20 protein-coding genes and 1 tRNA gene are annotated in these 22,653 nt (G+C 71.9%); 16 read left to right on the top strand and 5 right to left on the bottom strand.

Going from position 1 to position 22,653, the window contains the following annotated elements; translation table 11 throughout:
• Window positions 1-40 precede the first annotated feature (40 nt).
• Window positions 41-301, top strand: coding sequence for an SRPBCC domain-containing protein (locus AC3A5R_RS06920; RefSeq protein ID WP_487619991.1), 261 nt, complete (start codon window positions 41-43; stop codon window positions 299-301).
• Window positions 301-681 carry a VOC family protein gene (locus AC3A5R_RS06915; protein ID WP_487619990.1) on the top strand — a complete coding sequence of 127 codons (381 nt, stop codon included), beginning with the start codon at window positions 301-303 and terminating at the stop codon, window positions 679-681. Before AC3A5R_RS06920 ends, AC3A5R_RS06915 begins: the two co-directional genes overlap by 1 nt.
• Window positions 682-694: 13 nt before the next feature.
• Here the strand turns inward: AC3A5R_RS06915 and AC3A5R_RS06910 are convergent.
• Window positions 695-770 (bottom strand) — tRNA-Lys (locus AC3A5R_RS06910).
• Window positions 771-1,392: 622 nt separating this feature from the next.
• The gene (locus tag AC3A5R_RS06905) at window positions 1,393-2,967 is read right to left on the bottom strand and encodes a PucR family transcriptional regulator (RefSeq protein WP_487619989.1); all 1,575 of its coding nucleotides are present in this window, start codon (window positions 2,965-2,967) and stop codon (window positions 1,393-1,395) included.
• A 143-nt stretch (window positions 2,968-3,110) separates the two neighbouring features.
• Between AC3A5R_RS06905 and AC3A5R_RS06900 the strand changes: the two genes are divergently transcribed.
• From AC3A5R_RS06900 to AC3A5R_RS06865, 8 genes are all read left to right on the top strand, one after another.
• Window positions 3,111-4,679: an APC family permease gene (locus AC3A5R_RS06900; RefSeq protein ID WP_487619988.1), complete on the top strand. Its 1,569-nt coding sequence runs from the start codon at window positions 3,111-3,113 to the stop codon at window positions 4,677-4,679.
• An 11-nt stretch (window positions 4,680-4,690) separates the two neighbouring features.
• Window positions 4,691-6,136 carry a gamma-aminobutyraldehyde dehydrogenase gene (locus AC3A5R_RS06895; RefSeq protein WP_487619987.1) on the top strand — a complete coding sequence of 482 codons (1,446 nt, stop codon included), beginning with the start codon at window positions 4,691-4,693 and terminating at the stop codon, window positions 6,134-6,136.
• Window positions 6,133-7,506 carry a 4-aminobutyrate--2-oxoglutarate transaminase gene (gene gabT / locus AC3A5R_RS06890; protein WP_487619986.1) on the top strand — a complete coding sequence of 458 codons (1,374 nt, stop codon included), beginning with the start codon at window positions 6,133-6,135 and terminating at the stop codon, window positions 7,504-7,506. Before AC3A5R_RS06895 ends, gabT begins: the two co-directional genes overlap by 4 nt.
• Entirely contained in the window at window positions 7,503-9,002 is a 1,500-nt protein-coding gene (locus tag AC3A5R_RS06885; protein WP_487619985.1) for an aldehyde dehydrogenase family protein, read from the top strand. Before gabT ends, AC3A5R_RS06885 begins: the two co-directional genes overlap by 4 nt.
• Window positions 8,999-10,144: a CaiB/BaiF CoA transferase family protein gene (locus AC3A5R_RS06880; protein ID WP_487619984.1), complete on the top strand. Its 1,146-nt coding sequence runs from the start codon at window positions 8,999-9,001 to the stop codon at window positions 10,142-10,144. The genes AC3A5R_RS06885 and AC3A5R_RS06880 overlap by 4 nt, the downstream gene beginning before the upstream one ends.
• Entirely contained in the window at window positions 10,141-11,331 is a 1,191-nt protein-coding gene (locus AC3A5R_RS06875; RefSeq protein WP_487619983.1) for an acyl-CoA dehydrogenase family protein, read from the top strand. The genes AC3A5R_RS06880 and AC3A5R_RS06875 overlap by 4 nt, the downstream gene beginning before the upstream one ends.
• A 313-nt stretch (window positions 11,332-11,644) precedes the next feature.
• Window positions 11,645-12,547: a methyltransferase domain-containing protein gene (locus AC3A5R_RS06870; protein WP_487619982.1), complete on the top strand. Its 903-nt coding sequence runs from the start codon at window positions 11,645-11,647 to the stop codon at window positions 12,545-12,547.
• Window positions 12,544-13,098 (top strand): hypothetical protein, encoded by a 555-nt coding sequence (locus AC3A5R_RS06865; protein WP_487619981.1) that lies wholly within the window; start codon window positions 12,544-12,546, stop codon window positions 13,096-13,098. The genes AC3A5R_RS06870 and AC3A5R_RS06865 overlap by 4 nt, the downstream gene beginning before the upstream one ends.
• Window positions 13,099-13,183: 85 nt before the next feature.
• Here the strand turns inward: AC3A5R_RS06865 and AC3A5R_RS06860 are convergent, their stop codons facing one another.
• Entirely contained in the window at window positions 13,184-13,720 is a 537-nt protein-coding gene (locus AC3A5R_RS06860; RefSeq protein ID WP_487619980.1) for a P-loop nucleotide/nucleoside kinase family protein, read from the bottom strand.
• Between the two features lie 258 nt (window positions 13,721-13,978).
• Here AC3A5R_RS06860 and AC3A5R_RS06855 point away from each other — a divergent pair, with 258 nt between their 5' ends.
• A complete protein-coding gene (locus tag AC3A5R_RS06855; protein WP_487619979.1) occupies window positions 13,979-14,911 on the top strand; it encodes a hypothetical protein in 933 nt (310 codons plus the stop codon).
• A 21-nt stretch (window positions 14,912-14,932) separates the two neighbouring features.
• Here the strand turns inward: AC3A5R_RS06855 and AC3A5R_RS06850 are convergent, their stop codons facing one another.
• Window positions 14,933-15,463, bottom strand: coding sequence for a DUF4825 domain-containing protein (locus AC3A5R_RS06850; protein ID WP_487619978.1), 531 nt, complete (start codon window positions 15,461-15,463; stop codon window positions 14,933-14,935).
• 129 nt (window positions 15,464-15,592) lie between these two features.
• On the opposite strand from AC3A5R_RS06850, the gene AC3A5R_RS06845 reads away from it, so the two are divergent.
• Window positions 15,593-16,210, top strand: a complete 618-nt coding sequence (locus tag AC3A5R_RS06845) for a phosphoribosylanthranilate isomerase (protein ID WP_487619977.1) — start codon at window positions 15,593-15,595, stop codon at window positions 16,208-16,210.
• A gap of 32 nt (window positions 16,211-16,242) precedes the next feature.
• On the opposite strand, the gene AC3A5R_RS06840 is transcribed toward AC3A5R_RS06845, so the two are convergent.
• Window positions 16,243-17,583 carry a lytic transglycosylase domain-containing protein gene (locus tag AC3A5R_RS06840; RefSeq protein ID WP_487619976.1) on the bottom strand — a complete coding sequence of 447 codons (1,341 nt, stop codon included), beginning with the start codon at window positions 17,581-17,583 and terminating at the stop codon, window positions 16,243-16,245.
• Between the two features lie 321 nt (window positions 17,584-17,904).
• On the opposite strand from AC3A5R_RS06840, the gene AC3A5R_RS06835 reads away from it, so the two are divergent.
• The 4 genes from AC3A5R_RS06835 (at window position 17,905) to AC3A5R_RS06820 (ending at window position 22,619) form a co-directional block, all read left to right on the top strand.
• A complete protein-coding gene (locus AC3A5R_RS06835) occupies window positions 17,905-18,573 on the top strand; it encodes a response regulator transcription factor (protein WP_487619975.1) in 669 nt (222 codons plus the stop codon).
• Window positions 18,574-18,583: 10 nt separating this feature from the next.
• Window positions 18,584-19,681, top strand: coding sequence for a sensor histidine kinase (locus tag AC3A5R_RS06830; protein WP_487619974.1), 1,098 nt, complete (start codon window positions 18,584-18,586; stop codon window positions 19,679-19,681).
• A gap of 93 nt (window positions 19,682-19,774) precedes the next feature.
• Window positions 19,775-20,347, top strand: a complete 573-nt coding sequence (locus AC3A5R_RS06825) for a TetR/AcrR family transcriptional regulator (RefSeq protein ID WP_487619973.1) — start codon at window positions 19,775-19,777, stop codon at window positions 20,345-20,347.
• Window positions 20,348-20,447: 100 nt separating this feature from the next.
• Window positions 20,448-22,619, top strand: coding sequence for an MMPL family transporter (locus tag AC3A5R_RS06820; protein WP_487619972.1), 2,172 nt, complete (start codon window positions 20,448-20,450; stop codon window positions 22,617-22,619).
• The last annotated feature ends 34 nt before the right edge of the window (window positions 22,620-22,653 follow it).

Raw genomic sequence — 22,653 nt, 5'->3', positions numbered from 1 at the left:
TAACGTTGCAGTTACATACCAGCATGGTTATATTGTTGGCATGGATGCGACGATGCGAACGCTCGATGGGACCCGCGGAGCAGTCCGGGTCGAGGACCTGTACGACACGGACGTCGCCGACCTGTGGCGGGCGTGCACGACGCCGGAGCGGCTGGCCCGCTGGATCGCCAGGGTCGAGGGCGACCTGAGGGTCGGCGGCACGGTCCATCCGGAGGGCTGGAGCTCCGAGGCCGGGGCTCCCGGCTGGAAGCGGCGGTGGGAACAGCTCACGCCCGCCTACCAGCAGATGGAGATCGGCTGATGTCCGACCTGATCAGGCTCAGCGGGACGACGGTCAATGCGCCCGACGCGATCGCACTGGCGCGGTTCTACGCCGAGATCACGGGTGGGGTCGCGAAGGGTGACCAGCGCTGGGCGCTCGTGGAAGGGCGGGGCGGTGACATCGGGTTCCAGCAGGTCGATGACTACCAGCCGCCCACCTGGCCGGACGGCGAGGTGGGGATGCAGCTGCACCTCGACTTCTTCGTCGATGACCTCGAGGCGACCGGAGCGCGCGTGCTGGCGGCCGGCGCAACCCGCTTCGAGCACCAGCCCAACGCCGACCACTGCGTGGTGTACGCGGACCCGGCCGGGCATCCGTTCTGCCTGTCGATGTGGGAGGCCCCGAAGGTCGCGGACTGACCCGTATGACGTCTGGTGGGCCCCGTCGGGCTCGAACCGACGACCAGCGGATTAAAAGTCCGACGCTCTACCAACTGAGCTAGAGGCCCGGGGCGTGGGAGTTGAAATGCAACGTCCCACGCAACTTCGCTCGGAACAACAAAGCTGTAAGCAGCTGCCCGGCATGGTTCCCAGCGCAAGTATGCCTCAGGCGGTCATCGGTCCAGGAACCGATCTGGTCGGGCGTGGGTTGTGAGCACCCCAGCCCATCGCGGCTCAGCCAACCGACAGGGGGCTTGTCCGCCGGTGCCGCGAGCTCGCAGTTCGCAGTTCGCAGTTCGCGACAGCGTGTCCGGCAGCACCGCGAGGAAGTAGCTGGAGTGGAACGGCAGGCCTGCGGCCTGCGGGCGTTCGTCGGGTGAGGGCGTCGATGACTTGCCGTCCTTGGAGCCGCGAGCCCAGCTCCCCGGGCTCCAGCCTGAAACGCACGACGGCGCGGCAGCGCCCGGGAATGATGGGAGGCAAGCGTGCGATGGGCGGCGAAGTCGCCGGAATTACCCAGGAGGCCCACTGCCACGGTGGGTGGCACCTTGCTGCCTCGCCTGGCTGAAGATCAGCTCGAGCGCTTGCGGGCCTCTGCCACGGGGAGCGCGGCCGCGGTGCGTGCTCTGCGCACTTCGCGTAGTGCGACGGTTGTGCGCTTTTCGTCGCAGATCGGGGATGTCGACACTTCTAGTGCAGCCCGGCCGACGCGCCGACGCCTGGATCGATCCGTTGCCCGGCGGGCGGCATGGTGGCGAGGGCGAGGGTCAGAACGACGCGGTGGTGGGCGACGTCGAGCCGGAGGCCGGTGAGCGCCTCGGCCCGGGCGATCCGGTTGCGCAGGGTGTGGCGGTGGATCCCGAGAGCGCGTGAGGCGGTTTCCCAGGAGCCGTTGTGGTCGAGGTATGCCGCGAGCGTGGGCACGAGCTCGCGGTCGTGGGGGTTGGGCGACTCGAGCAACGGTGCGAGCGACGCCGCTGCCAGCGCCCACACCCGATCGCGTACGACGTCGTCATCGAGGATCGCCTCGAGGGCCAGCGCGTCGAACCACACGACCTGTTCACGTTCCCGGCGGGCCGCCGCCGCGGCACTGCGCGCCTGCACGAGCGCGTGGGCCGCCCGATCCGGGGACAGGGGCCCGCTCACGCCGATCGCCGCGATCCGCACGCCGGCCTCGACGAGCACGTCCCTCGTTCGGGTCAGGGCGGACCGTGTCCGCGTATCGGGTACCAAGACGACGACCCCAGCAGTGGTGCGCAGCCCGCAGTGCGGGACGCCGGCGTCCGCGAGCGAGGTGGTCAGGGCGGCATACGCGGCGGTGGGCACCGCCCGCTGGGACTGGACGCACAACAGCCGCACGGGACCCTCGGGCGAGAAGCCGAGATGTCGCAGCTGGCCCACGACGCCCGGGTCGGCCGGCGCGCGCTCGAGCAGCAGTCCGAGCACCGTCGCGCCCACCTCGGCACGTGCCTCCTCGACCTCGCGGGGGCGGTCGAGCAGGAGTGTCGCGAGCGAGACCCCGTGGTTCACCACGAGCCGCAGCTGAGGCGTCGGAGCGTCGAGGGCGAGGACGAGCCAGCCGCGGTGCGAGTTGCGGCCCGCCAGAGCGTGGACGTCGACGCTGCGACCGCGCACGTCCAGTCGCCGGGCAGCTCCGAGTCTGCGGGACGGGGGGTGGCTCTTGCGCAACTCCTCCTTGACCTCGTCCATGAGCGGTCTTGCGTGCGAAGAGACTGCGAGCGGGCGCAGATGCTCGTCGAGCAGGGCCACGGCGACGCCGAGCTCGGTGGCGAGTCCGGCGACCAGCCCGGCTGAGCCTTCCCGCAGTGTCCTTCGGGTGAGCGACTGCTGGAAGGTCACGGTTCGCTGGAGGAGCTCCTGCTCGTCGTCGGCGAGACGGTTCGCGACCCGTTGGGTCACCGCGACGAACGGCGTCTCCAACGGGACCTCGAGCAGCGGCAGGCCGATCTCCGCACACCGTGTGACGATCCCGCGGGGCACCTCCGGAAAGCGCACGCCGGTGCCGAACGCGAGACCCGCCACCCCCGCCTCTCCAAGCCGGTCGACGTATGCCGTCTGTTCCGCGATCGCCCGCGGCATCCGCAGGCCGGTTGTCAGCACGAGCTCGCCGCCCGCGAGCCAGGGGGTCGGGTCGATGAGCTCGATGGCGTGTGCCCAGACGATCGAGACGTCGTGCGTGGGCCCCGAGATGGCGCGCAGGCCGAGGTCCTGCTGGGCAACCAACCAGGTGAGGGCGACGGGCACGGAGGGCTCCTGACGCAATGGACGGGTCGGCAACCCATGATCTCCGGCACTAGACGTTTCGTCCATACCTCTGCGATGCGCGGTGTTCCTAGCGTGGGGCATCCGCAGCGCCCCTCCGGGCACGCACAGAAAGGACCTGGTCAATGACGACCATGGAGCACGACGCCGAGCACGACGCCGAGCACGTCCACCTCGCATCGCTCGGCTACTCGTCCACGTACAAGCGAGACATGAGCATCTGGGGGAACTTCGCCCTCGGGTTCACCTACCTCTCACCCGTCGTCGGCGTGTACTCCCTCTTTGCCTTCGCGCTCGGCACGGGTGGTGCACCGATGATCTGGGCCGTCGTGCTGGCAGCCGTGGGCCAGCTCCTGGTCGCCCTCGTCTTCGGCGAGGTCGTCTCGCAGTTCCCGGTCTCGGGCGGGATCTACCCCTGGACCCGACGGCTGTGGGGCCGCAAGTGGGCCTGGATGGCCGGCTGGGTCTACATGATCGCCCTCATCGTGACGATCGCCAGCGTCTCCTACGGCGCCGGCCCGTTCGTGGCGATGCTCCTCGGCATCGAGCCGTCCACACAGGTGACCGTCCTGTGTGCGCTGGGCCTCATCGCCATCGTCACGGTGCTCAACCTCGGCGGCACGACGCTGCTGGCCCGGATGGCCTTCTTCGGCTTCGTCGCTGAGCTGGCCGGCGCGGTCGTCGTCGGGGGCTGGCTGTTGCTCACGGAGCGGCACCAGAGCCTCGGCGTCCTCTTCGACACGCACGGCGTCGTGACCTCCGGCTCCTACCTGCCGGCCTTCCTCGCCGCTTCCCTCATCGGCGTCTACCTCTACTACGGCTTCGAGGCCTGCGGTGACGTGGCCGAGGAGGTCAAGAACCCCCGGGTCCAGATCCCCAAGTCGATGCGGATGACGATCTACGTCGGTGGGGTCGCGTCCTTCTTCATCACCTTCGCCCTGCTGCTCAGCGTCCCCGACATCGGCGCGGTGATCTCCGGCGCCGACCCCGACCCCGTCACGACGGTGCTCCAGGACGCCTTCGGTCCGGTCGGCTTCCGCGTCGTCGTCGGCGTCGTGCTCATCTCGTTCCTGTCGTGCGCCCTGAGCCTCCAGGCCGCTGCGAGCCGACTCATCCACGCCTACGCCCGTGACCACATGATGCCCGCGAGCCACTTCTTCTCCCGCTTCTCGCAGAAGCGCGCCGTCCCGCCGTTCGCACTGGCGCTCGCCGCCACCGTGCCTTCGGTCATCATCATCGGCTCCATGGTCTCCGCCGATGCGCTGACCAAGATCGTGTCGTTCGCTGCCCTCGGCATCTACCTCGGCTTCATGATGGTCGTCCTCGCGGCCCTCCGCGCCCGGCTCAAGGGATGGAAGCCGTCCGGTGCCTTCACCCTCGGCCGCTGGGGCCTGTCCGTGACGATCGCGGCGTTCGCCTACCAGGTGCTCGCCGCACTCAACATGGCGTGGCCGCGCACGCCCGACGCGCCCTGGTACGACAACTACATCGTCATTCTCTCGGCGGTGGTCGTCATCGGACTCGGCCTCATCTACATGCTCATCGCCAAGCCGTACCTGCGCAAGGACACGCCGCACGGTGATGCCGTCCGTCAGACCGTCGAGGCCGTCGAGGCCGTCGAGGCCGTCGAGGCCGTCGAGGCCGTCGAGGCCGTCGAGGCCGTCGAGGCCGTCGAGCCCGCCGACGTGGCGTGAGGAGGGAAGCCATGACCCAGCGACTGGACAACATCATCGGCGGTGAGCGCACCGCACCGCAGGAGGGTCGGTACACCGACGTCGTCGACCCGTCGACCGGCGAGGTCTACGCGGAGGCGCCGCTGTCCGGTGCCGGGGACGTCGATGCTGCGTATGCCGCGGCGGACCGCGCGTTCGAGGAGTGGCGTGAGACCACGCCGTCGGAGCGGCAGTCCGCACTGCTTGCCCTCGCCGACGCGATCGAGGCCCGCTCCGCCGACCTCGTGGAGGCCGAGAGCCGCAACACCGGCAAGCTCGTGCCGCTGACGGAGTCGGAGGAGATCCCTCCGATGCTCGACCAGCTCCGGTTCTTCGCCGGCGCTGCCCGCGTGCTCGAGGGGCGCTCGGCCGGCGAGTACATGCGGGGCCACACGTCGTGGATCCGCCGCGAGCCGGTCGGTGTCGTCGGGCAGGTGGCCCCGTGGAACTACCCGATGATGATGGCGCTGTGGAAGTTCGGACCGGCCATCGCGGCCGGGAACACCGTCGTGCTGAAGCCGTCCGACACGACCCCGGTCTCTACGCTCCTGCTCGCTCAGATCGCGGCCGACGTCCTGCCGCCCGGCGTGCTCAACGTCGTCTGTGGCGACCGGTCGACCGGTGGCCTCGTCGTCGGGCACCGCACTCCGCAGATGGTTTCCATCACCGGCTCCGTGCGAGCCGGGATGGACGTTGCGGGGAGCGCCGCGCGCGACCTCAAGCGGGTCCACCTGGAGCTCGGCGGCAAGGCCCCGGTCGTCGTCTTCGAGGATGCCGACCTCAAGGCCGCCGCCGAGGGCATCGCCGTCGCGGGCTACTTCAATGCCGGCCAGGACTGCACCGCGGCGACGCGGGTGCTCGTGCACGAGTCCGTCCACGACGAGTTCGTGAGCCTGCTCGCCGAGCAGGCGGCGGCCACGCGGACGTCGTTCGAGGGCGGTCGCCACGATGCCGACGCGCTCGTGCCGCCGGTCAACAATGCGCAGCAGCTCGACCGGGTGCTGTCCTTCCTCGACGCCGTGCCGTCCCACGCGGAGGTCGTGGTCGGTGGCTCCCGGCAGGGGGACCGGGGCTTCTACGTCGAGCCCACGGTCGTGAGCGGGCTACGCCAGGAGGACGTCCTGATCCAGAACGAGGTCTTCGGTCCCGTCATCACGGTCCAGTCGTTCGCCGATGAACGCGAGGCCCTGGCGAAGGCCAACGGCGTGCAGTACGCCCTCGCGTCGTCGGTGTGGACCACCGACTTCGGCCGCGGCATGCGCATGTCGCGCGCGCTCGACTTCGGCTGCGTCTGGATCAACACCCACATCCCGCTCGTCGCCGAGATGCCCCACGGCGGTTTCAAGCACAGCGGCTACGGCAAGGACCTGTCGCTCTACGGTCTCGAGGACTACACGAGGATCAAGCACGTCATGGCGAACATCGAGGTCGGCCGATGACGACCACGCTCCCCAGCCGTCCCACCGGTGTGCCGTCGCGTGAGGTGGTCCAGCGGCGCCTCGTCCAGACCGCGATCCCGGGACCCCGGTCGCAGGCGCTGCATGCCGAGCGCGCCCGTGAGCTCCCGCGGGGCTTCGGGGTCACGTTGCCCGTCTTCGTCGAGACGGCGGCGGGAGGGATCATCGTCGACGTCGACGGCAACCAGCTCATCGACCTCGCGTCCGGGATCGCCGTGACGAGTGTCGGGGCCTCGCACCCGGAGGTCGCCCGCGCAGTGGCCGAGCAGGCGACGGCCTTCACCCACACCTGCTTCATGGTCACGGAGTACGCCGGTTTCGTCGAGGTCGCCAGAGCCCTCAATCGGCTCACGCCCGGCGACCATGACAAGCGGACGGCGCTCTTCACGACTGGGGCCGAGGCCGTCGAGAACGCCGTGAAGATCGCACGGGCGGCCACCGGCCGCCCGGCGGTCGTGGTGCTCGACCACGCCTACCACGGGCGCACGCTCATGACGATGTCCATGACGGCTCGCAATGTGCCCTACAAGGCGGGCTTCGGACCCTTCGCGCCGGAGGTCTACCGCGCTCCGGCGGCGTACGCCTACCGCTGGCCGGGCGGCCCGGAGCGGTGCGCCGACGAGGCGCTCGCTCGCCTCGAGGACCTCGTGCTGACCCAGATCGGCGCCGAGAACGTCGCCGCCATCGTCGTCGAGCCGATCCAGGGCGAGGGCGGGTTCATCGTTCCCGCAGAGGGATTCCTGCCAGGGGTGGCGGCGTTCGCCCGCGACCACGGGATCCTCCTCGTGGCCGATGAGATCCAGACCGGCTTCGGTCGGACCGGCGCGATGTTCGCCTGCGAGCACGAGGGGATCGTCCCTGACCTCATCACGTCCGCGAAGGCGCTCGGCGGCGGCCTTCCGCTCGCCGCCGTCACCGGTTCGGCTGATGTCATGGACGCAGTCCTTCCAGGCGGGCTCGGGGGCACGTATGCCGGCAACCCCGTGGCGTGTGCGGCTGCGCTCGCGTCGATCGACGTCATCGAGCGCGAGGACCTCGTCGGGCGCGCGCGTGCGATCGAGGCGCAGGTCGTTCCGCGTTTGCGGGCGCTCGCGGAGGTGTCGCCGGCAATCGGCGACGTCCGGGGGCGAGGTGCGATGCTCGGCATCGAGTTCGTGTGGCCCGGAAGCACCACGCCAGACCCGGCCGCGGCGCGCGCCGTCGCTGCCCACTGCCACGCCGAGGGAGTCCTCGTCCTCGTCTGCGGCACCTACGGCAATGTCATTCGGCTGCTGCCTCCGCTGGTCATCGAGTCGGCCCTGCTGGACGACGCGCTCGACGTCATCGAGCAGGCGGTGCGCGAGCTGCCATGACGACGACGAGCTACGACCCCCGTACTGGCACCGCCCACGAGGAGGTGCGCGAGAGCACGACCGACGAGGTGGAGCAGGCCCTTCGCCGTGCATCACTCGTCGCGCCGGACGTCGGCGGGTTGGCCCCGACCGAGCGCGGCCGATGGCTTCGCACCCTCGCGGACCGCCTGGACGACCCGTCCACCGCGGCAGAGCTCGCCGCTCTCGCTGACCGCGAGACCGCGCTCGGCACGTCACGGCTCACGGCCGAGGTGGCTCGCGTGGCGGCCCAGCTGCGGTTCTACGCTGAGGTCGCCGAGGAGGGGTCGTGGCTCGGCGTGACCCTCGCCGCGGCGACAGGGACGGCACCGGCCATCGCCCGCATGCGGGCACCCCTGGGACCGGTCGCCGTCTTCGGTGCGAGCAACTTCCCGTTCGCCTTCGGCGTCCTCGGCAACGACACCGCCGCCGCGCTGGCCGCGGGGTGCCCCGTCGTGGCCAAGGCTCACCCAGCCCACCCGGTGCTGTCCCGCCGTCTCGCAGAGATCGCGGTCGGCGCGCTCCAGGCGGCGGGGGCACCTCAGGGAACCTTCGGGCTGGTCGCGGGCTACGAGGCGGGCTCAGTGCTGGTCACCTCACCGCACACGGCCGCCGTGGCCTTCACGGGCTCGCAGCGTGGAGGTCTCGCGCTCTGGCGCCTGGCGAACGAGCGTGAGGTGGTCATCCCGGTCTTCGCGGAGATGGGCACGGTGAACCCCGTCATCGTGACACCCGAGGGCGCCCGCTCCATGGCGGACGTCGCGAGCGGCTTCGTCGCGTCATTCACCCTCGGTTCGGGGCAGTACTGCACGAAGCCGGGTCTCCTTCTCGCGCCGGCAGCTTCGGGCGTAGCCGCGGCCGTGGGGAAGGCGGTCGACGAGGCCCACCCCGCTGGCTGGCTGCTCACGGCAGACATGGCGCGAGCCGCAACCCAGGGCCTCGAGCAGCTCCAAGCCGCAGGGGGACACGTCGTGACCCAAGTCCCCGGGCCGGAGCGCGGGTGGGCGGTCCCGACGACGGTCCTCGCGGTTCCGGCCGCCCGACTGCGGCGAGGCAGCCGACTGCTCGAGGAGTGTTTCGGGCCCGTGGCCCTCGTGGCCGAGTACGCCACCCAGGAGGAGCTCGTCGAGGTCCTGTCGGCCCTCCAGGGCGCGCTTGCCGCCTCGGTGATGAGCGGTGGCGCTGAGGACCCCGACACGGGCCCCCTGGTCCGCGCGCTCGCGCCGCTCGTGGGCCGCGTCGTCGTCGACGGCTGGCCCACCGGCGTGACCGTGTCCTGGGCGCAGCAGCACGGGGGACCGTGGCCGGCCACCTCGGTCCCCGCCGCGACATCGGTCGGCGCCGCAGCGCTCGACCGCTTCACGAGGCCCATTGCGTACCAGGGGGTTCCGGATGCCGCACTTCCGCCCGCACTGCGGGCGGACAATCCCTGGCACCTGCCGCGCCGGGTCCGAGGACGCCTCGAGGCAAACTCGTGACCGCACCTCTCGAGGGCCTGCTGGTCGCAGACTTCAGCCGCGTCCTGGCCGGGCCGATGGCCACGATGACGCTCGCCGACCTGGGCGCGACAGTCGTCAAGGTCGAACGCCCCGGCCTCGGCGACGACACCAGGCACTGGGGCCCGCCGTGGACCACGACCTCATCGTCCTACTTCGAGTGCGTGAACCGGTCGAAGATGAGCGTCGAGCTCGACCTCAAGGACCCCACGGACCTCGCTCACGCGCGCGTGCTCGCCCGGCGTGCCGACATTCTCGTCGAGAACCATCTTTCCGGCGTCCTCGACAGAATCGGCCTCGGCTACGACGCGGTGAGCGCGGAGAACCCGGGCATCGTCTACTGCTCGGTGACCGGATTCGGTTCGGGGCCAGGGGCATCCATCCCCGGATATGACTTCCTCGTCCAGGCCCTCGGTGGCCTCATGAGTATCACAGGCGCCCCGGACGCGGAGCCGACGAAGGTGGGTGTCGCCCTCGTCGACGTCCTTGCCGGAAAGGACGCCGTCATCGGGATCCTGGCGGCTCTCGCGGACCGCGAGCGCACCGGACGCGGGCAGCGGGTCGAGGTCAACCTTCTGTCGAGCCTGCTCGGCTCGCTCGCCAACCAGGCCGGCGCCCTGCTCGCGACCGGCGAGAGCCCTTCACGACTCGGCAACGCGCACCCTTCGATCGCGCCGTACGAGACTCTGCGCTGCCGGGACGGCATCCTCGCGATCGCGTGCGGCAACGACGGGCAGTTCCGCCGGCTCGCGTCCTCGCTCGGCCACCCCGAGTGGGCGGAGGACGTGCGCTTCGCCACGAACGCCTCGCGGGTCGGGCACCGGGCCGAACTCGTCGCAGCCCTCGAGAGCGTGCTGGGCGGAGCCGACGTCGCGGCGTGGGTCGAGGTCCTCACCGCCGTGGGCGTGCCCGCGGGCCAAGTCGGCGACATCGGCTCGGGCCTGGCCCTCGCTGAGGCACTCGGACTCGAGCCGACGGTCGACGTCGGCGGCGGGTCGACGCGCCAGGTACGGCACCCCATCACCTACGGGCGCAGTGCACCCCGCCAGCCCGCCCGCCCTCCCCGCCTCGGGGAGCACAACGACCACATCCGAACCTGGCTCACCACTGAGGAGACCGCATGAGCGCCGCTACCAGCCACAGTCCCATCGACCCACTGGACCTCGCCGGTATCGACGACCTGCTCGACGCGGACGAGAAGGCGGTCCGGGCATCCGTCCGGGCGCTGTGCGAGCGCCGCATCGACCCCTACGTCGCGGACTGGTTCGAACGCGGCGCCATCGACGACCCGCGCGGCCTCGCCAAGGAGCTCGGCGCGCTCGGTCTGCTCGGCATGCACCTCGAGGGATACGGCTGCGCCGGGATGAGTGCGGTCAGCTACGGGCTCGCGTGCCTGGAGCTCGAAGCGTCCGACTCCGGCATCCGCTCGCTCGTCTCCGTGCAGGGCTCGCTCGCGATGTATGCGATCTGGCGCTGGGGCAGCGAGGAGCACAAGCGCGAATGGCTGCCGCGGATGGCGTCGGGAGAGGCCCTCGGCTGCTTCGGGCTGACCGAACCCGACCACGGCTCGGACCCTGGTTCGATGCGCACCCGGGCCCGGCGTGACGGAGACGACTGGGTGCTCGACGGCTCGAAGATGTGGATCACGAATGGCTCTATCGCCGACGTCGCCGTCGTCTGGGCCCAGACCGTCGGGGGCATCCGCGGGTTCGTCGTCCCGACGGATGCTCGCGGCTTCTCGGCGCCGGAGATCAAGCACAAGATGTCGCTTCGGGCCTCGGTCACGAGCGAGCTCGTCCTCGACGGCGTCCGGCTGCCGGCCGACGCGGTGCTGCCCGGGGTGACCGGGCTCAAAGGGCCCTTGTCATGCCTGTCCGAGGCGCGCTACGGCATCCTCTGGGGCAGCCTGGGGGCCGCGCGCTCGTCCTTCGACAGCGCCCGGCGGTATGCGATCGGGCGCGAGCAGTTCGGGCGGCCCATCGCAGGGTTTCAGCTGACGCAGCAGAAGCTCGCTGACATGGCCCTGGAGCTCGTCAAGGGGCAGCTGCTCGCTCTGCACCTGGGCCGACGCAAGGACGCCGGAACGCTTCGGCCCGAGCAGGTCAGCCTCGGCAAGCTGAACAACATCCGCGAGTCCCTCGAGATCTGCCGCACCGCCCGCACCATCCTCGGGGCCAACGGCATCAGCCTCGAGTACCCGGTGATCCGGCACATGAACAACCTCGAGTCGGTGCTGACCTACGAAGGCACCGTCGAGATGCACACCCTCGTCGTGGGACAGGCACTGACGGGCATCGCGGCCTTCCGCTGAGGGACCTTGGGGTCAGCGGGAGGACGGTCGCGGAGTCGCTCCCGTTGGGCGCGGGAGCGTTCCGAGCTGAGGGAGATGCGTTCCCGTCGACGTCAGTCACCACGCATGGAGTGTCCGATGGCTGCAGGTCAGCGTGAATGTTCTCACCCCCCAGAGGCCCGGGGCGTCGTGGTGTTCGTGCTGGAGGCTCCCGACGGACCGGCGGCGACGCGCGCCCAGTATGTCTGACCATGCGGCCTGCCTCTGCTGCGGAACCGCGCCGTTCGGGCCGGTTGCGCCTCGGCCGGGGCATCGGTCGGGTTGACTGACGCCCATGTCGCTGCCGCCGGTCGAGATCACCGACCTCCTGTGGTCGTTCGACGCGTCCGGGCGACGCCTCGCGATCGGTCGGACCGCGATCGTCGAGCGGCTCCGGGCCTCCGGCCAGGAAGGGGCGGCCCGGCTCGTGTCGCGGATGCCGGTCACCGACGGCGACGTCCTCGACGCCCGGCACGTCGACGCGCTCGGGATCCGGGTGCACGCCGAGCTGCAGCGCCTCGCCGAGGAGCTGCTCCTCTGGCGCCGGGTCCGCGCGACCCTGGCGCCGCTCGTCACCGACCTCCGCCACCGCGCGTCCGTCGCGTCCGCGTCCGGGGAGGCGGTGGCGCCGCGTCCCCTGCGCGTCGTCGACATCGGGTGCGGCCTCGGGTACGTCGTGCGCGCCCTCGCCGCCCGGGGCGACCTCGGGCCCGACGTCGAGCTCGTCGGCGTGGACCTCAACCCGGTCCTCGTCGGCGAGGCCCGTCGCCTCGCCGAGGTCGAGGGACTGGCCGCGCGGTTCGTCATCGGCGACGCCCTGGACCCGGGTGTCGCCGTCGACGACGGCGCCACGACGATCGTCATCTCGACCGGCCTGCTGCACCACCTGCCGCCCGACGCGCTGTCCGGGTTCTTCGCCGCGCACGCCCGGCTCGGCGTCGCGGCCTTCGCCCACTGGGACCTCGTGCCCGGACGCGTCGCGCGCGTCGGCTCGTGGGTGTTCCACCGCGCCCGGATGCGGGAGCCGCTCTCGCGGCACGACGGAAACCTCTCCGTCCGACGCGCGCACGACCCGGCGCTCCTGCGCGCTGCGGCAGCGGCAGGCGCTCCGGGGTACCGCCTCCCCGACCCGTCGGGAGGGCTGCTGCAGCTGCCTGCCGTCGAGGTGCTGCGTCCCACGGTCGGGGTCCGGGGATGAGCGCGCCCGCTGTCGTGTCCGGCATCCTGCCACCCGGACTGCCCCCTGCCGCAGCGCTGTCGACGCTCCTCGTGCTGGCCGCGCTCGATGCCGCCTTCTCCGGGTTCCGCGCGTCGGCGGGCCGGGACGGCCTCGTGAACCACCGGGGCCGCGACCTCGTCGGCTCGGGCTGTGGGCTGGCCGTCCTGGCCCAGTTCTCGTTGCCGCTACTTCCGCTCCTGCTCGTGAGCCGCAGCAACGGGGCGGCCCTCGAGGACTGGGCGGCCGCGGCGAACACGATGCTCGTCGTCTACCTCCCGTACGGGCTCGTCGTGCTCGGGGCGCTCGCGGCCCACGCCGTGCTGCCGTGGGAGGTCGGCTACCTGGCCACGGCCCTGTTGCTCGGACCGCTGACGCTCGCCCGTCCGGTGGTTGCTGTCGGGGGCGCGGCGCTGGCGTGGTTCGCGGAGGAACCGGTCATGGTGCGGGTCGGCATCGTCCTGTCGGTCGTCGCCGTCCTCGGCGTCGAGAAGGACGTCTCGCGACGCTGGTACGTGCCTGCCCGGTCGTGACCTGGCCCCTCACCACCTGCTCCGACCACGGGAGCAGGTGGTGAGAGAAGGGCGGGCCGACGTGGCCGGTCGCCCGGTCGCCCGGTCACAGGCTCGCGAGGATTCGGTCGGCGACCTCGTCGGGGCGCAGCCGCGTCGTGTCGAGCACGACTGCGTCGGGAGGGGCGGGCAGCTCGCGGATCGGCAGCAGCGTCCGGAGCACCTCGGGATCCATGAGCTTCGCGCGCTGCGTCCGCTCGGGCCGCACCACGCGCTGCGCGAGCTCCTCGGCGTCGGCGGTCAGCCACACGGGGACGAAGCGGGCGCCGCGTCGCTGCGCCAGCCCTCGCAGCCGCTCGACCAGGTCGCCGTTCTCGGGCTCGTCCGGCAGCCAGTTGGTGAAGACGTGGCTGAACGACGCCGGGGCCAGCTCGGCCGCCTCGTGGACCACCGACAACACCCGCCGGCGCAGCTCGTCGGTGGCATCGATGCCCTCGCCGCGGTGCACTCCCATCGGCACGAACACCGGGTCGTTGATGAGGTGGTTGTCGACGACGATCGCGCCGGTGCGCCTCTCCAGCTCGCGAGCGACGGTCAGCTTGCCGACGGCGGGAGGGCCGACGAGGTAGAAGAGGTGCGGCATGGGCGGTCAGTCTGCCGGACCCCGGCCGCGTGCGGCCCGCCTGAGCGCCCGGCGCCTGCATCTACCGTGCAAGCGGCCGTGCCGAGGACCCCCGGCAGACGCGTCGGACTCGAGTGCCGGGAGTGCGGCGCCCGCGTCGGCGAGGCGCGCTTTGCAGGCCGCTTGCAGCGGTCTTGCGGACATCTTGCGAAATCGCCACGAACCGGGCAGACATCTCCGACACTGGGTGTTTCCGCCACCTGCCGTCCGGAGCTCCGCATGTCGTTCTCGTCCCACCGCCGCCCGGCCCTCCCGACCCGCGTCACCCGCGGAGCCCGGATCGCCGTGACGACGGTCGCGCTCCTCGCCGCCGCGGCCGCAACGTTCGCCACCGCGCCGGCAGCCGCCGCCGCGACGACGACGGCGGGCCCCGACACGCGCGCCATGTGGGTCTGGGACACGAGCACCCCCGCGGCCACCGTCGACCTCGCGGTCAGCACCGGCATCGACCGGCTCTTCGTGGCCGTCCCACCCAACGTCACGACGTCGAGCCAGCTGCCCAGCATCAAGGACCTCGTCGGGCGTGCCCGTGCCGCCGGAATCCGCGTCGACGCCCTCGGTGGCGACCCCGGCTGGGTCGACAACCCGTCGTGGGTCGTCACGTACTGGCTCAAGCCCGCGAAGAACACCGGCCTGTTCACCGGCATCCACATCGACGTCGAGCCGTACTCGACGCCGGCCTGGACCACCGACCAGCACACCGTCGTCGCGAAGTACCTGACGCTGCTGGACAAGCTCAAGGCCAATGCGGGCACCTACCCCATCGAGGCCGACATCCCCTTCTGGTTCAACGAGATCCCGGCCACGGCCAGCGGCGGCTCGGTCTCGAGCCTCGACCGCGAGATCATGAAGCGCACCGCCGGCGTCACCGTCATGTCCTACCGCAACACGGCCGCCGGCCCGGACGGCACGCTCGACGTCGCGGCTGCGGCGCTCGCCGCCGGCGCATCCCTCGGCAAGCCCGTGCGACTCGGCCAGGAGACGAACTACCTCGGCAGCTCGGCCACCGACACGAAGCAGACGTTCTTCGGCTGGACGCGCACGGACATGGAGGTGCAGCTCGCGCAGGTCGTGTCCGGTGCCTCGGCCCAGCCGACCTTCGCCGGCCTGGCGATCCACGACGCGTCGGGCTACGCCGCCATGGCACCCTGAGCCGGCCCCGACCGACGCGTCTCAGTCGTCGAGCGTCGACACGTACCGCGCCAGCGCGGCGCGGTCGGTGCCGAGCTGCTTGACGTCGTGCCCGAGCGCCCGCGACGCGTCGGCCGCGGTCAGGGTCGACGTCGACCCGTTGGCCACCACCGTGACGCGGTCGAGGTTGCCGATGGTGCCGAGCAGGAGCGTCGCCTGAGTTGTCACGTCGATCGGGCCGCCCGCCTTCACCGGCGACGGGTACCGCACGGTCAGGCCGTAGGGCTCGGACCCGGTCTGCAGCGAGATCGTCCGAGGTCCGAGGTCGGCGAGGCCGCTGTCGCCGATGAGGGCGATGACCTTGCTGTTGTCGCCGACGTGGGCCGTGCGGTCGGCCCACAACGAGGCGACGAGCCGGCCCGACGCGTCGGTGGAGGCCTCGCTCGGGGTGGCGTCCCGGCCCGACGTCGCCGAACAGCCGGTGAGCAGCGCGGCGGCTGCCATGGTGGTCAGCGACGCGAGGGCGGAGATCCGCATGACGGACGAGCGCGGCGATGTGGTCTGGCAGGGCATCGGATCTCCTGTGATCAGCCGGGGCGCGCCGGGTCGGCGCACAGGATGGACGTCGGTGCGGGTCGATCGGATCCCTGCCTCTGCGGACGTGTCCGCCACGGAGCCCGGCCCACCTGCGAGGCTGGGCGCGTGTACGTGAAGGTGTGTGGCCTGAAGGACCCCGACATGGCCCGCGTGGCCGTCGCGGCAGGTGCCGACGCCGTCGGCGTGGTCATGAGCGAGGGCAGCCCGCGGCACGTGACACCGGAGGTCGCGGCCGGCGTCGTCGAGGCCGTCGGCGGCCGGGCCGACACGGTGCTCGTCGTGCGTGAGATGCCGGTGGCGGAGGCGGTCGAGGTCGCCGGCAGCATCAGGGCCACCGCGCTCCAGCTGCACGGTGGGTACTCGGCGGCCGAGTTCGCCACGGCACGAGCCGGTTTCGCGCGGATCTGGAGGGCGACGGCCCTCGACGACTCGACCGACCTCACGGTGGGAGCATGGGGCGAGGAGCTCCTCCTGCTCGACGCTCCGGTCGCCGGATCGGGCCACACATGGGACCTCGAAACACTCGAGCACCGGCGGCCGAGCGGGCGCTGGCTGCTCGCCGGCGGTCTGGACCCGGCCAACGTCGCCGGCGCCGTCGCCGCGGCGCGGCCCTGGGGCGTCGACGTCTCGAGCGGGGTCGAGTCGAGCCGTGGGGTCAAGGACCCCGACCTGGTGCGGGCCTTCGTCGCCGCGGCCAGGGCGGCGGACGCGGGCTGCCGCTGATCCGGTCCCCACCTTGCGGTGGGGTCCTGCCCTCACGGTGCCGGCACCGGGGTGCCGGTCAGCGACGGCGTCGTTCCTGAGGTGCTCGTCGTGGTGCCGCCCGAGGGTGCGGGTGTGCCGGGGGCGCTCGAGGTACCCGGAGCGCTCGTCGCGGTGGCCGACGTCGACGGTGTCGCCGGTGTCGACGGCGCTGCCGCGGTCGTCGGCGCGGTCCCGGTCGTCGAGGTCGTCGAGGGGGAGGGCGCCGCGGTGACGGTCGCCGTCACGGTCGCCGTCACGGTTGCGGTGACGGTCGCGGTGGCACCCGCGGCGGCGGTGGCCGTCACCGTCACGGTCGTGCGGGGCGGCGTCGGGCCCGGACGCGTCACCGAGGGGACGGCCGGGCGCGTAGTGCTCCCGGCGGGGACGACAGGAGCGCCGGTCGGCACCTCGGCGCGGGCCATCAGCCGGAGCACGGCCCCGAGGTAGGTGGTCGAGTGGTTGTACGACAGGACCGCGGCGCGCAGGTCCGCCGGGCGCGCGAGGTCACGGCCGGACGCACAGAGGTAGGCCGCCGCCGAAGTCGCGGCATCCTCGACGTCCTGCGGGTCGCGCGCGCCGTCGGCGTCGCCGTCCCGACCCCACCGGCGCCACGTGCCGGGCAGGAACTGCATCGGACCGACCGCTCGGTCCCACACCGGGTCGCCGTCGAGCACCCCGTGGTCGGTGTCGTGCACGGCGGCTGTCCTCGTCCCGTCCAGCCGCGGGCCGAGCACCGCCGGCACGACGACGTGACCTGGCGTCATGCCGCGTCCGCGGAGGGACCCCGACTCGACCTCGCCGATCCCGGCCAGCAGTGTCGCAGGCAGGTGGCACGAGGGGCGGGTCGACCGCACCGCATCGGCGTACGCCGCAGCGAGCACCGCCGGCACCTGCAGGGGAGGCCCGGCACCCATCGACCCGGCGTCCACCGTTGCCGTCCCGGCCGAGCCCGTCGACGCCGGTCCCGACCGCCAGGCGGTCGGCAGGGGCAGCCTCGTCACCGAGGCGGGGACCGGGTCGACCGGAGAGGGGCCGAATCCGCTGCCGAGGAGCGCGACCGCGGGCACCGCCCGCAGGCCGAAGGCAGCCACCACGGCCGCGGCGTCGGTGGCGGCCTCGGCGGCTGTCGGATGCAGCTGCTCCGCACCGGACCGGTCCCCGGCAGCGAGCGGCGCTCCTGCGGGGAGCGTGCGAGCCGACGGGTCGCCGCCCAGGCCGGCCAGCACCAGCAGGCCCGCACACAGCGACACCGTGATCCGCGGCCTGGAGCGCAGCGCGGCCGCCGGCGAGGATGCTGCCGCGAGGGGCCCTGAGACGGCGCGTGCCAGCCACCGACCCCGTACCTCGTCCACGCTGCACCCCCGTAGGGCTCTGAGGGCAGGCCCGCACTCGCCCGCTACCGACCGTCGCACCCCGACCGGACAGCGGCACCAGGACCGGGTCCGCCGCTCACGCATCGGTCATGTGCGGCCGAGGTTCGGATCACGCCGCGGTCAGGTCGCTCACACACCCCTGTCATGTTCTCGTCAGGAAAGGTCACCTTTTCGTCCGGGACCGTCCGGATTCGGCCCTTGGCGTCGGGGCGACATATCGGACATCGCCCCATCAGGAAGCTCACAGGTGCTGAACTGTTCTGACTTGTCAGTACGGGGGACGTCAAGGGGGGGGCCAAGATGGCCACAGTCATGGTCGTCGACGACGAAGAACGCATTCGGGGACTGCTGGCGAGATCACTCTCGTCGGAAGGGCATTCGGTCGTGACGGCGGCCACCGCCAATGCCGCGCTCGACCGCCTCCAAGGTGGGGGCGTCGACCTCGTGCTGCTCGATCTCGTCATGCCGGGCCCGAGCGGCCTGTCCATGCTCAAGGCGATGAGGGAACGCACCGACATGCCTCCGGTCATCGTGCTGTCCGGCGTCACCGACGTGGGCGCCCGGGTGCAGGCGCTCGACAACGGGGCCGTCGACGTCGTGGCCAAGCCGTTCAGCCTCACCGAGCTGCTCGCGCGGGTACGGCGCAACGTCGGCCAGGTACGTCCGACCCGCGATGACCAGGTGCTCGAAGCGGGCGGGGTCCGGCTCGACCTCGGTCGGCGTCGCGCCGGCTTCCACGACGTCGGCGTGACGCTGACCGAGAGGGAGTTCAGCCTGCTCGCCCACCTCATGCGTCGACGCGGTCAGGTGTGCCGCCGCGAGGAGCTGCTCCACGACGTGTGGGGGCTCGGGTTCGACCCCGGCAGCAACGTGGTCGAGGTGTGCGTCGGCCGGCTCCGGAGCAAGCTCGGCCAGGAGCTGCCGCTGGAGACCGTCCGTGGCGTCGGCTACTGCTTCTACGAGGACTGAGGCAGAGGCCGTGGTGGCGCGTCGGTCGTTCTGGGTCTGGGTCGTCGTCGGGCTCGTCTGCTCGGCGGTGATGTGGGCCGTCCCCGGCAGCGAGACCGTGCCGTACCACGTCGCATGGGCGACGTTCGCGCTGTGCTTCGGGCTCGAGGTGTGGACCGCGGCCGCGACGTGGATCAGCCTCGCGATCTTCACCGTCATCACGGGATCGATCCTCCTGCTGCGGGTGTTCGAGGACGTCCTCGACTGGCAGGAGGCCGCCGAGATCCCGCTCATGCTCCTGCTCATGGCGCTCATGGTCGTGCACGTGCGGCGTCGGCAGGACGCCATCGCAGCGCTCACCGCGCTGCACGAACGCGAGAGCCGTGAGGCCCACTCCCGTGAGCTGCTGACGCGCCGCACCTCGCACGAGATGCGCTCGCCGCTCACCATCACGCGTGGCTACATCGAGGTGCTCGAGGACCGGCATGTCGGCACCGAGTCGGCCATCGAGCTGGCCATCGTCAGCGACGAGCTCAAGCGGCTGACCCGTGTCTGCGAGCGGCTCGTCCGCAGCCTGCTCGCGCAGCAGGACTTCGAGCTCGAGGCCGTCGACCTCGACGAGCTCCTGGTGCGCACCCGCAACGCGTGGGCCGCCGTTGCCGAGCGCGAGTGGCTCGTCACGGCCAGCGCGGGCACGTCGCGATGCTCGCCGGAGCGGCTGAGGGCATGCCTGGACACCCTCGTGGAGAACGCGATCCGCTACACCCGCCCCGGTGACACGATCGAGCTCTTCGGGACCCGTGGGCTCGACGGCTGGATCACCCTCGGTGTCTCGGACGCCGGCCCGGGCTTCTCGGCGGGTACCCGCCAGGCGGTCCTCGCCGGCGCCCAGGCTCCGGTCGACGGGCCAGGCGGAGACGGCGTCAACGGGTTCGCGAAGATGGCGCCGGGTTACGTTGCCGCACAAGTGAGCCCGTCGGACGCGTTCGGTGACGAGCTGTCGCAGACGGGGCTCGGCCTCGGCATGGTCGAGGAGGCAGTGTCGCGGCGTGGTGGCCGGCTCGAGATCGGGTCGTCTCATTGGGGAGGCGCGCGGGTCGGGTTCTCCTGGCCGCCGCAGGTGGCCTGAGCGGACCCGGTCGGCACGACCGACCTGACCGAACGGGCGGCGACTGACCGATCGGTTTGACGCTGACCGATCGGTCAGTGCACCATCGTGACCATGAGCAGGCCACCTCGCGACGCGCTCCGGCGCGAGATCGTCGCCGTCGCGCAGCGGATGTTCGCCGGCATCGGTTTCCGCGGCACGTCGCTGCAGATGATCGCCGACGAGGTCGGGTGCTCGAAGGCCGCGCTCCTCTACCACTTCAAGACGAAGACAGCGATCCTCGAGGAGCTGCTCGACCCGCTCGTCGTCGACGTCGAGCGCATCCGCGCCGGCGCGCCCGAGCTCCCACCGACGGACGCCGTCGCCTTCGCCCTCGAGCACGCGGCCGCCCTCGTCGTGAAGCACCGCAGCGCCATCGCCATGCTCCGCGGTCTCGAGGACATGGCCGACGAGATCACCGTCGTCGGCCGAGGGCAGGAGTGGGCCGACGAGCTGACCGAGGTGGTCGTCGCCGACGAGGACACGCTCGACCGACGCGTCGCCGCCCACGCCTACGTCGCCGGCCTCCTCGCCGCGTGCCTCTCGCTGCCGGACGTCGACGACGAGGCCCTGTCCGGGTCCCTGCTGCGACTCGGGGCGCGGATGTTCGACCGCGACCCGGAGAGCCTGACCACCGTCCGCCTCTGACCCGACCTCCCTGACCGACCACACCGCACGAACCCCGACACTCGGGGCCCGCCACCGACGCCGGCGCCCCACCCGCAGAACGACCTCCTTGGAGACCCGCATGGCCACCCTGCTCTACCGTCTCGGGCGCCTCAGCTTCCGCCGGCGCGGCATCGTCGCGACGCTGTTCGCCCTCGTGCTCGCGGCGGTCGTCGGCGGGTTCGTCGCTGCCGGAACGCCGCCCACGTCGAACGTCACCATCCCGGGCACCGAGTCGCAGCGCGCCCTCGAGGCCCTGAGCACCGAGTTCCCGCAGGCGAGCGGTGCGGCCGGCACCGTCGTCGTCCGGGCGCCCGAGGGTCAGACGGTCACGACGCCCGCCGGCCAGGCCGCCGTCAAGGCGGTCGTGGCCAAGGCCAACCAGCTGCCCGGCGTCCTCGGTGCGATGAGCCCGTTCGACACCAAGGCGATCAGCCCCGACGGTCGGTACGCCCTCGTCACCGTCCAGTACAAGCAGAGCGCCGACAAGCTGACCCCCGACGAGCGCGCGGCGTACGAGCGCGTGGGCCACGGCGCCCCGGCCGGGTGGACCGTGGCCTCCGGTGGTGAGCCGCTGCTCGCCGAGCCCGAGGTCGGTTCGACCGAGGGCCTGGGAGTCGTCGTCGCGCTCGTCGTCCTGCTCATCACCTTCGGCTCGCTCGTCGCCGCGGGCATGACGATGCTCAACGCGCTCGTCGGCGTCGGCCTCGGCGTCGCCGGCCTCATGCTGCTCGGCCACGTCGTCGACCTCACGAGCACGACGCCGATCCTCGCCCTCATGCTCGGCCTGGCCGTCGGCATCGACTACTCCCTGTTCATCACCTCGCGCTACCGGCACGACATCGCCGTCGGCATGGACCGCGAGGAGGCCGCGGGCCACGCGGTCGGCACGGCCGGGTCGGCCGTCGTGTTCGCGGGCCTCACCGTGGTCATCGCGCTGGCCGGCCTGTCGGTCGTCGGCATCCCGTTCCTCACGGCGATGGGCCTGGCCGCCGCCGGCACCGTCGCGATCGCCGTCGTCGTCGCGGTGACGCTCCTGCCGGCCATCCTCGGCTTTGCCGGCGACCGCGTCCTGTCGCGGAGCCAGCGCAAGGCCCGCCGCGCCGGAGCCCCCGCGACGGACCCCGAGGACGCCGCGAGCAACCGCGGGTTCGCCTGGGGTCGAAGGGTGGTCAGGGGCCGCGGCCCCGTGCTGCTCATCGGCGTCGTGCTCCTCGGCGCGCTGGCGATCCCCGCCGCGAGCATGCGTCTGGCGCTGCCCGACGACGGCACCGCCCCGACCGGCTCGAGCAAGCGCGTCGCCTACGACCTCGTCGCCGAGGGCTTCGGCCCCGGCTTCAACGGCCGCCTCGTCATGGTCGTCCACGGCGACGACGCCGCCGGGGTCAGGGCCGCCGCGCAGCAGGCCGCCGGCATCGCCCAGAAGACGCCCGACGTCCTCGCCGTCGCGCCCGGCCAGACGAGCGCCGACGGCCGCACGACGCTCCTCGCCGTCATCCCGAAGTCCGGCCCGAGCGACGAGGCCACCTTCGACCTAGTCCGCGACCTGCGCTCCGGCGTCGCACCCGTCGCCACCTCGACCGGGGCGGAGATCTCGCTGACCGGCGTCACGGCCATCGGCGTCGACGTGTCCGACAAGCTGTCCGCGGCCCTGCCGGTCTACCTGCTCGTGGTCGTCGGGCTCAGCTTCGTGCTGCTCGCCCTCGTGTTCCGCTCGGTGCTCGTGCCGCTCAAGGCGACCGTCGGCTTCCTCCTGTCGGTCGGGGCGACGTTCGGTGCCACCGTGGCCGTGTTCCAGTGGGGCTGGCTCAAGGACGCCATCGGCCTCGACACCCCCGGCCCCCTCGTCAGCTTCCTGCCGATCCTGCTCATCGGCATCCTCTTCGGCCTGGCCATGGACTACGAGGTGTTCCTCGTGTCGCGGATGCGCGAGGACTTCGTCCACGGCGAGTCGGCGCCGGAGGCGATCGTCTCCGGCGTCGGTCATGGCGCGCGGGTCGTCGTCGCGGCGGCCCTCATCATGATCAGCGTCTTCGCCGGCTTCGTGTTCGTCGACGACGCGATCATCAAGTCGATGGGCTTCGCGCTCGCCTTCGGAGTCCTCGTCGACGCGTTCGTCGTGCGCCTCGCGCTGGTGCCTGCCGTCATGTCGTTCTTCGGCGACCGGGCCTGGTGGCTGCCGCGCTGGCTCGACCGGCTGCTGCCGAACGTCGACATCGAGGGCGAGAGCCTGCGCCGGCGCACCACCGCCTGAGGCGCAGCATGGGCCCCGGGGCGAGGGGAGGGCG

The organism is Intrasporangium sp. Soil_C_50 (assembly GCF_057656595.1).
This window is presented reverse-complemented; position numbering and strand designations above follow the sequence as displayed.

Excerpts from the sequence above, each read along its gene's own strand:
- AC3A5R_RS06915 (WP_487619990.1), top strand. The coding sequence starts at position 301 with ATGTCCGACCTGATCAGGCTCAGCGGGACGACGGTCAATGCGCCCGAC.
- gabT (WP_487619986.1), top strand. The coding sequence starts at position 6,133 with ATGACGACCACGCTCCCCAGCCGTCCCACCGGTGTGCCGTCGCGTGAG.
- AC3A5R_RS06870 (WP_487619982.1), top strand. The coding sequence starts at position 11,645 with ATGTCGCTGCCGCCGGTCGAGATCACCGACCTCCTGTGGTCGTTCGAC.
- AC3A5R_RS06875 (WP_487619983.1), top strand. The coding sequence starts at position 10,141 with ATGAGCGCCGCTACCAGCCACAGTCCCATCGACCCACTGGACCTCGCC.
- AC3A5R_RS06850 (WP_487619978.1), bottom strand. The coding sequence starts at position 15,463 with ATGCCCTGCCAGACCACATCGCCGCGCTCGTCCGTCATGCGGATCTCC.
- AC3A5R_RS06865 (WP_487619981.1), top strand. The coding sequence starts at position 12,544 with ATGAGCGCGCCCGCTGTCGTGTCCGGCATCCTGCCACCCGGACTGCCC.
- AC3A5R_RS06825 (WP_487619973.1), top strand. The coding sequence starts at position 19,775 with ATGAGCAGGCCACCTCGCGACGCGCTCCGGCGCGAGATCGTCGCCGTC.
- AC3A5R_RS06855 (WP_487619979.1), top strand. The coding sequence starts at position 13,979 with ATGTCGTTCTCGTCCCACCGCCGCCCGGCCCTCCCGACCCGCGTCACC.
- AC3A5R_RS06895 (WP_487619987.1), top strand. The coding sequence starts at position 4,691 with ATGACCCAGCGACTGGACAACATCATCGGCGGTGAGCGCACCGCACCG.
- AC3A5R_RS06900 (WP_487619988.1), top strand. The coding sequence starts at position 3,111 with ATGACGACCATGGAGCACGACGCCGAGCACGACGCCGAGCACGTCCAC.
- AC3A5R_RS06920 (WP_487619991.1), top strand. The coding sequence starts at position 41 with ATGGATGCGACGATGCGAACGCTCGATGGGACCCGCGGAGCAGTCCGG.
- AC3A5R_RS06835 (WP_487619975.1), top strand. The coding sequence starts at position 17,905 with ATGGCCACAGTCATGGTCGTCGACGACGAAGAACGCATTCGGGGACTG.
- AC3A5R_RS06860 (WP_487619980.1), bottom strand. The coding sequence starts at position 13,720 with ATGCCGCACCTCTTCTACCTCGTCGGCCCTCCCGCCGTCGGCAAGCTG.
- AC3A5R_RS06820 (WP_487619972.1), top strand. The coding sequence starts at position 20,448 with ATGGCCACCCTGCTCTACCGTCTCGGGCGCCTCAGCTTCCGCCGGCGC.
- AC3A5R_RS06885 (WP_487619985.1), top strand. The coding sequence starts at position 7,503 with ATGACGACGACGAGCTACGACCCCCGTACTGGCACCGCCCACGAGGAG.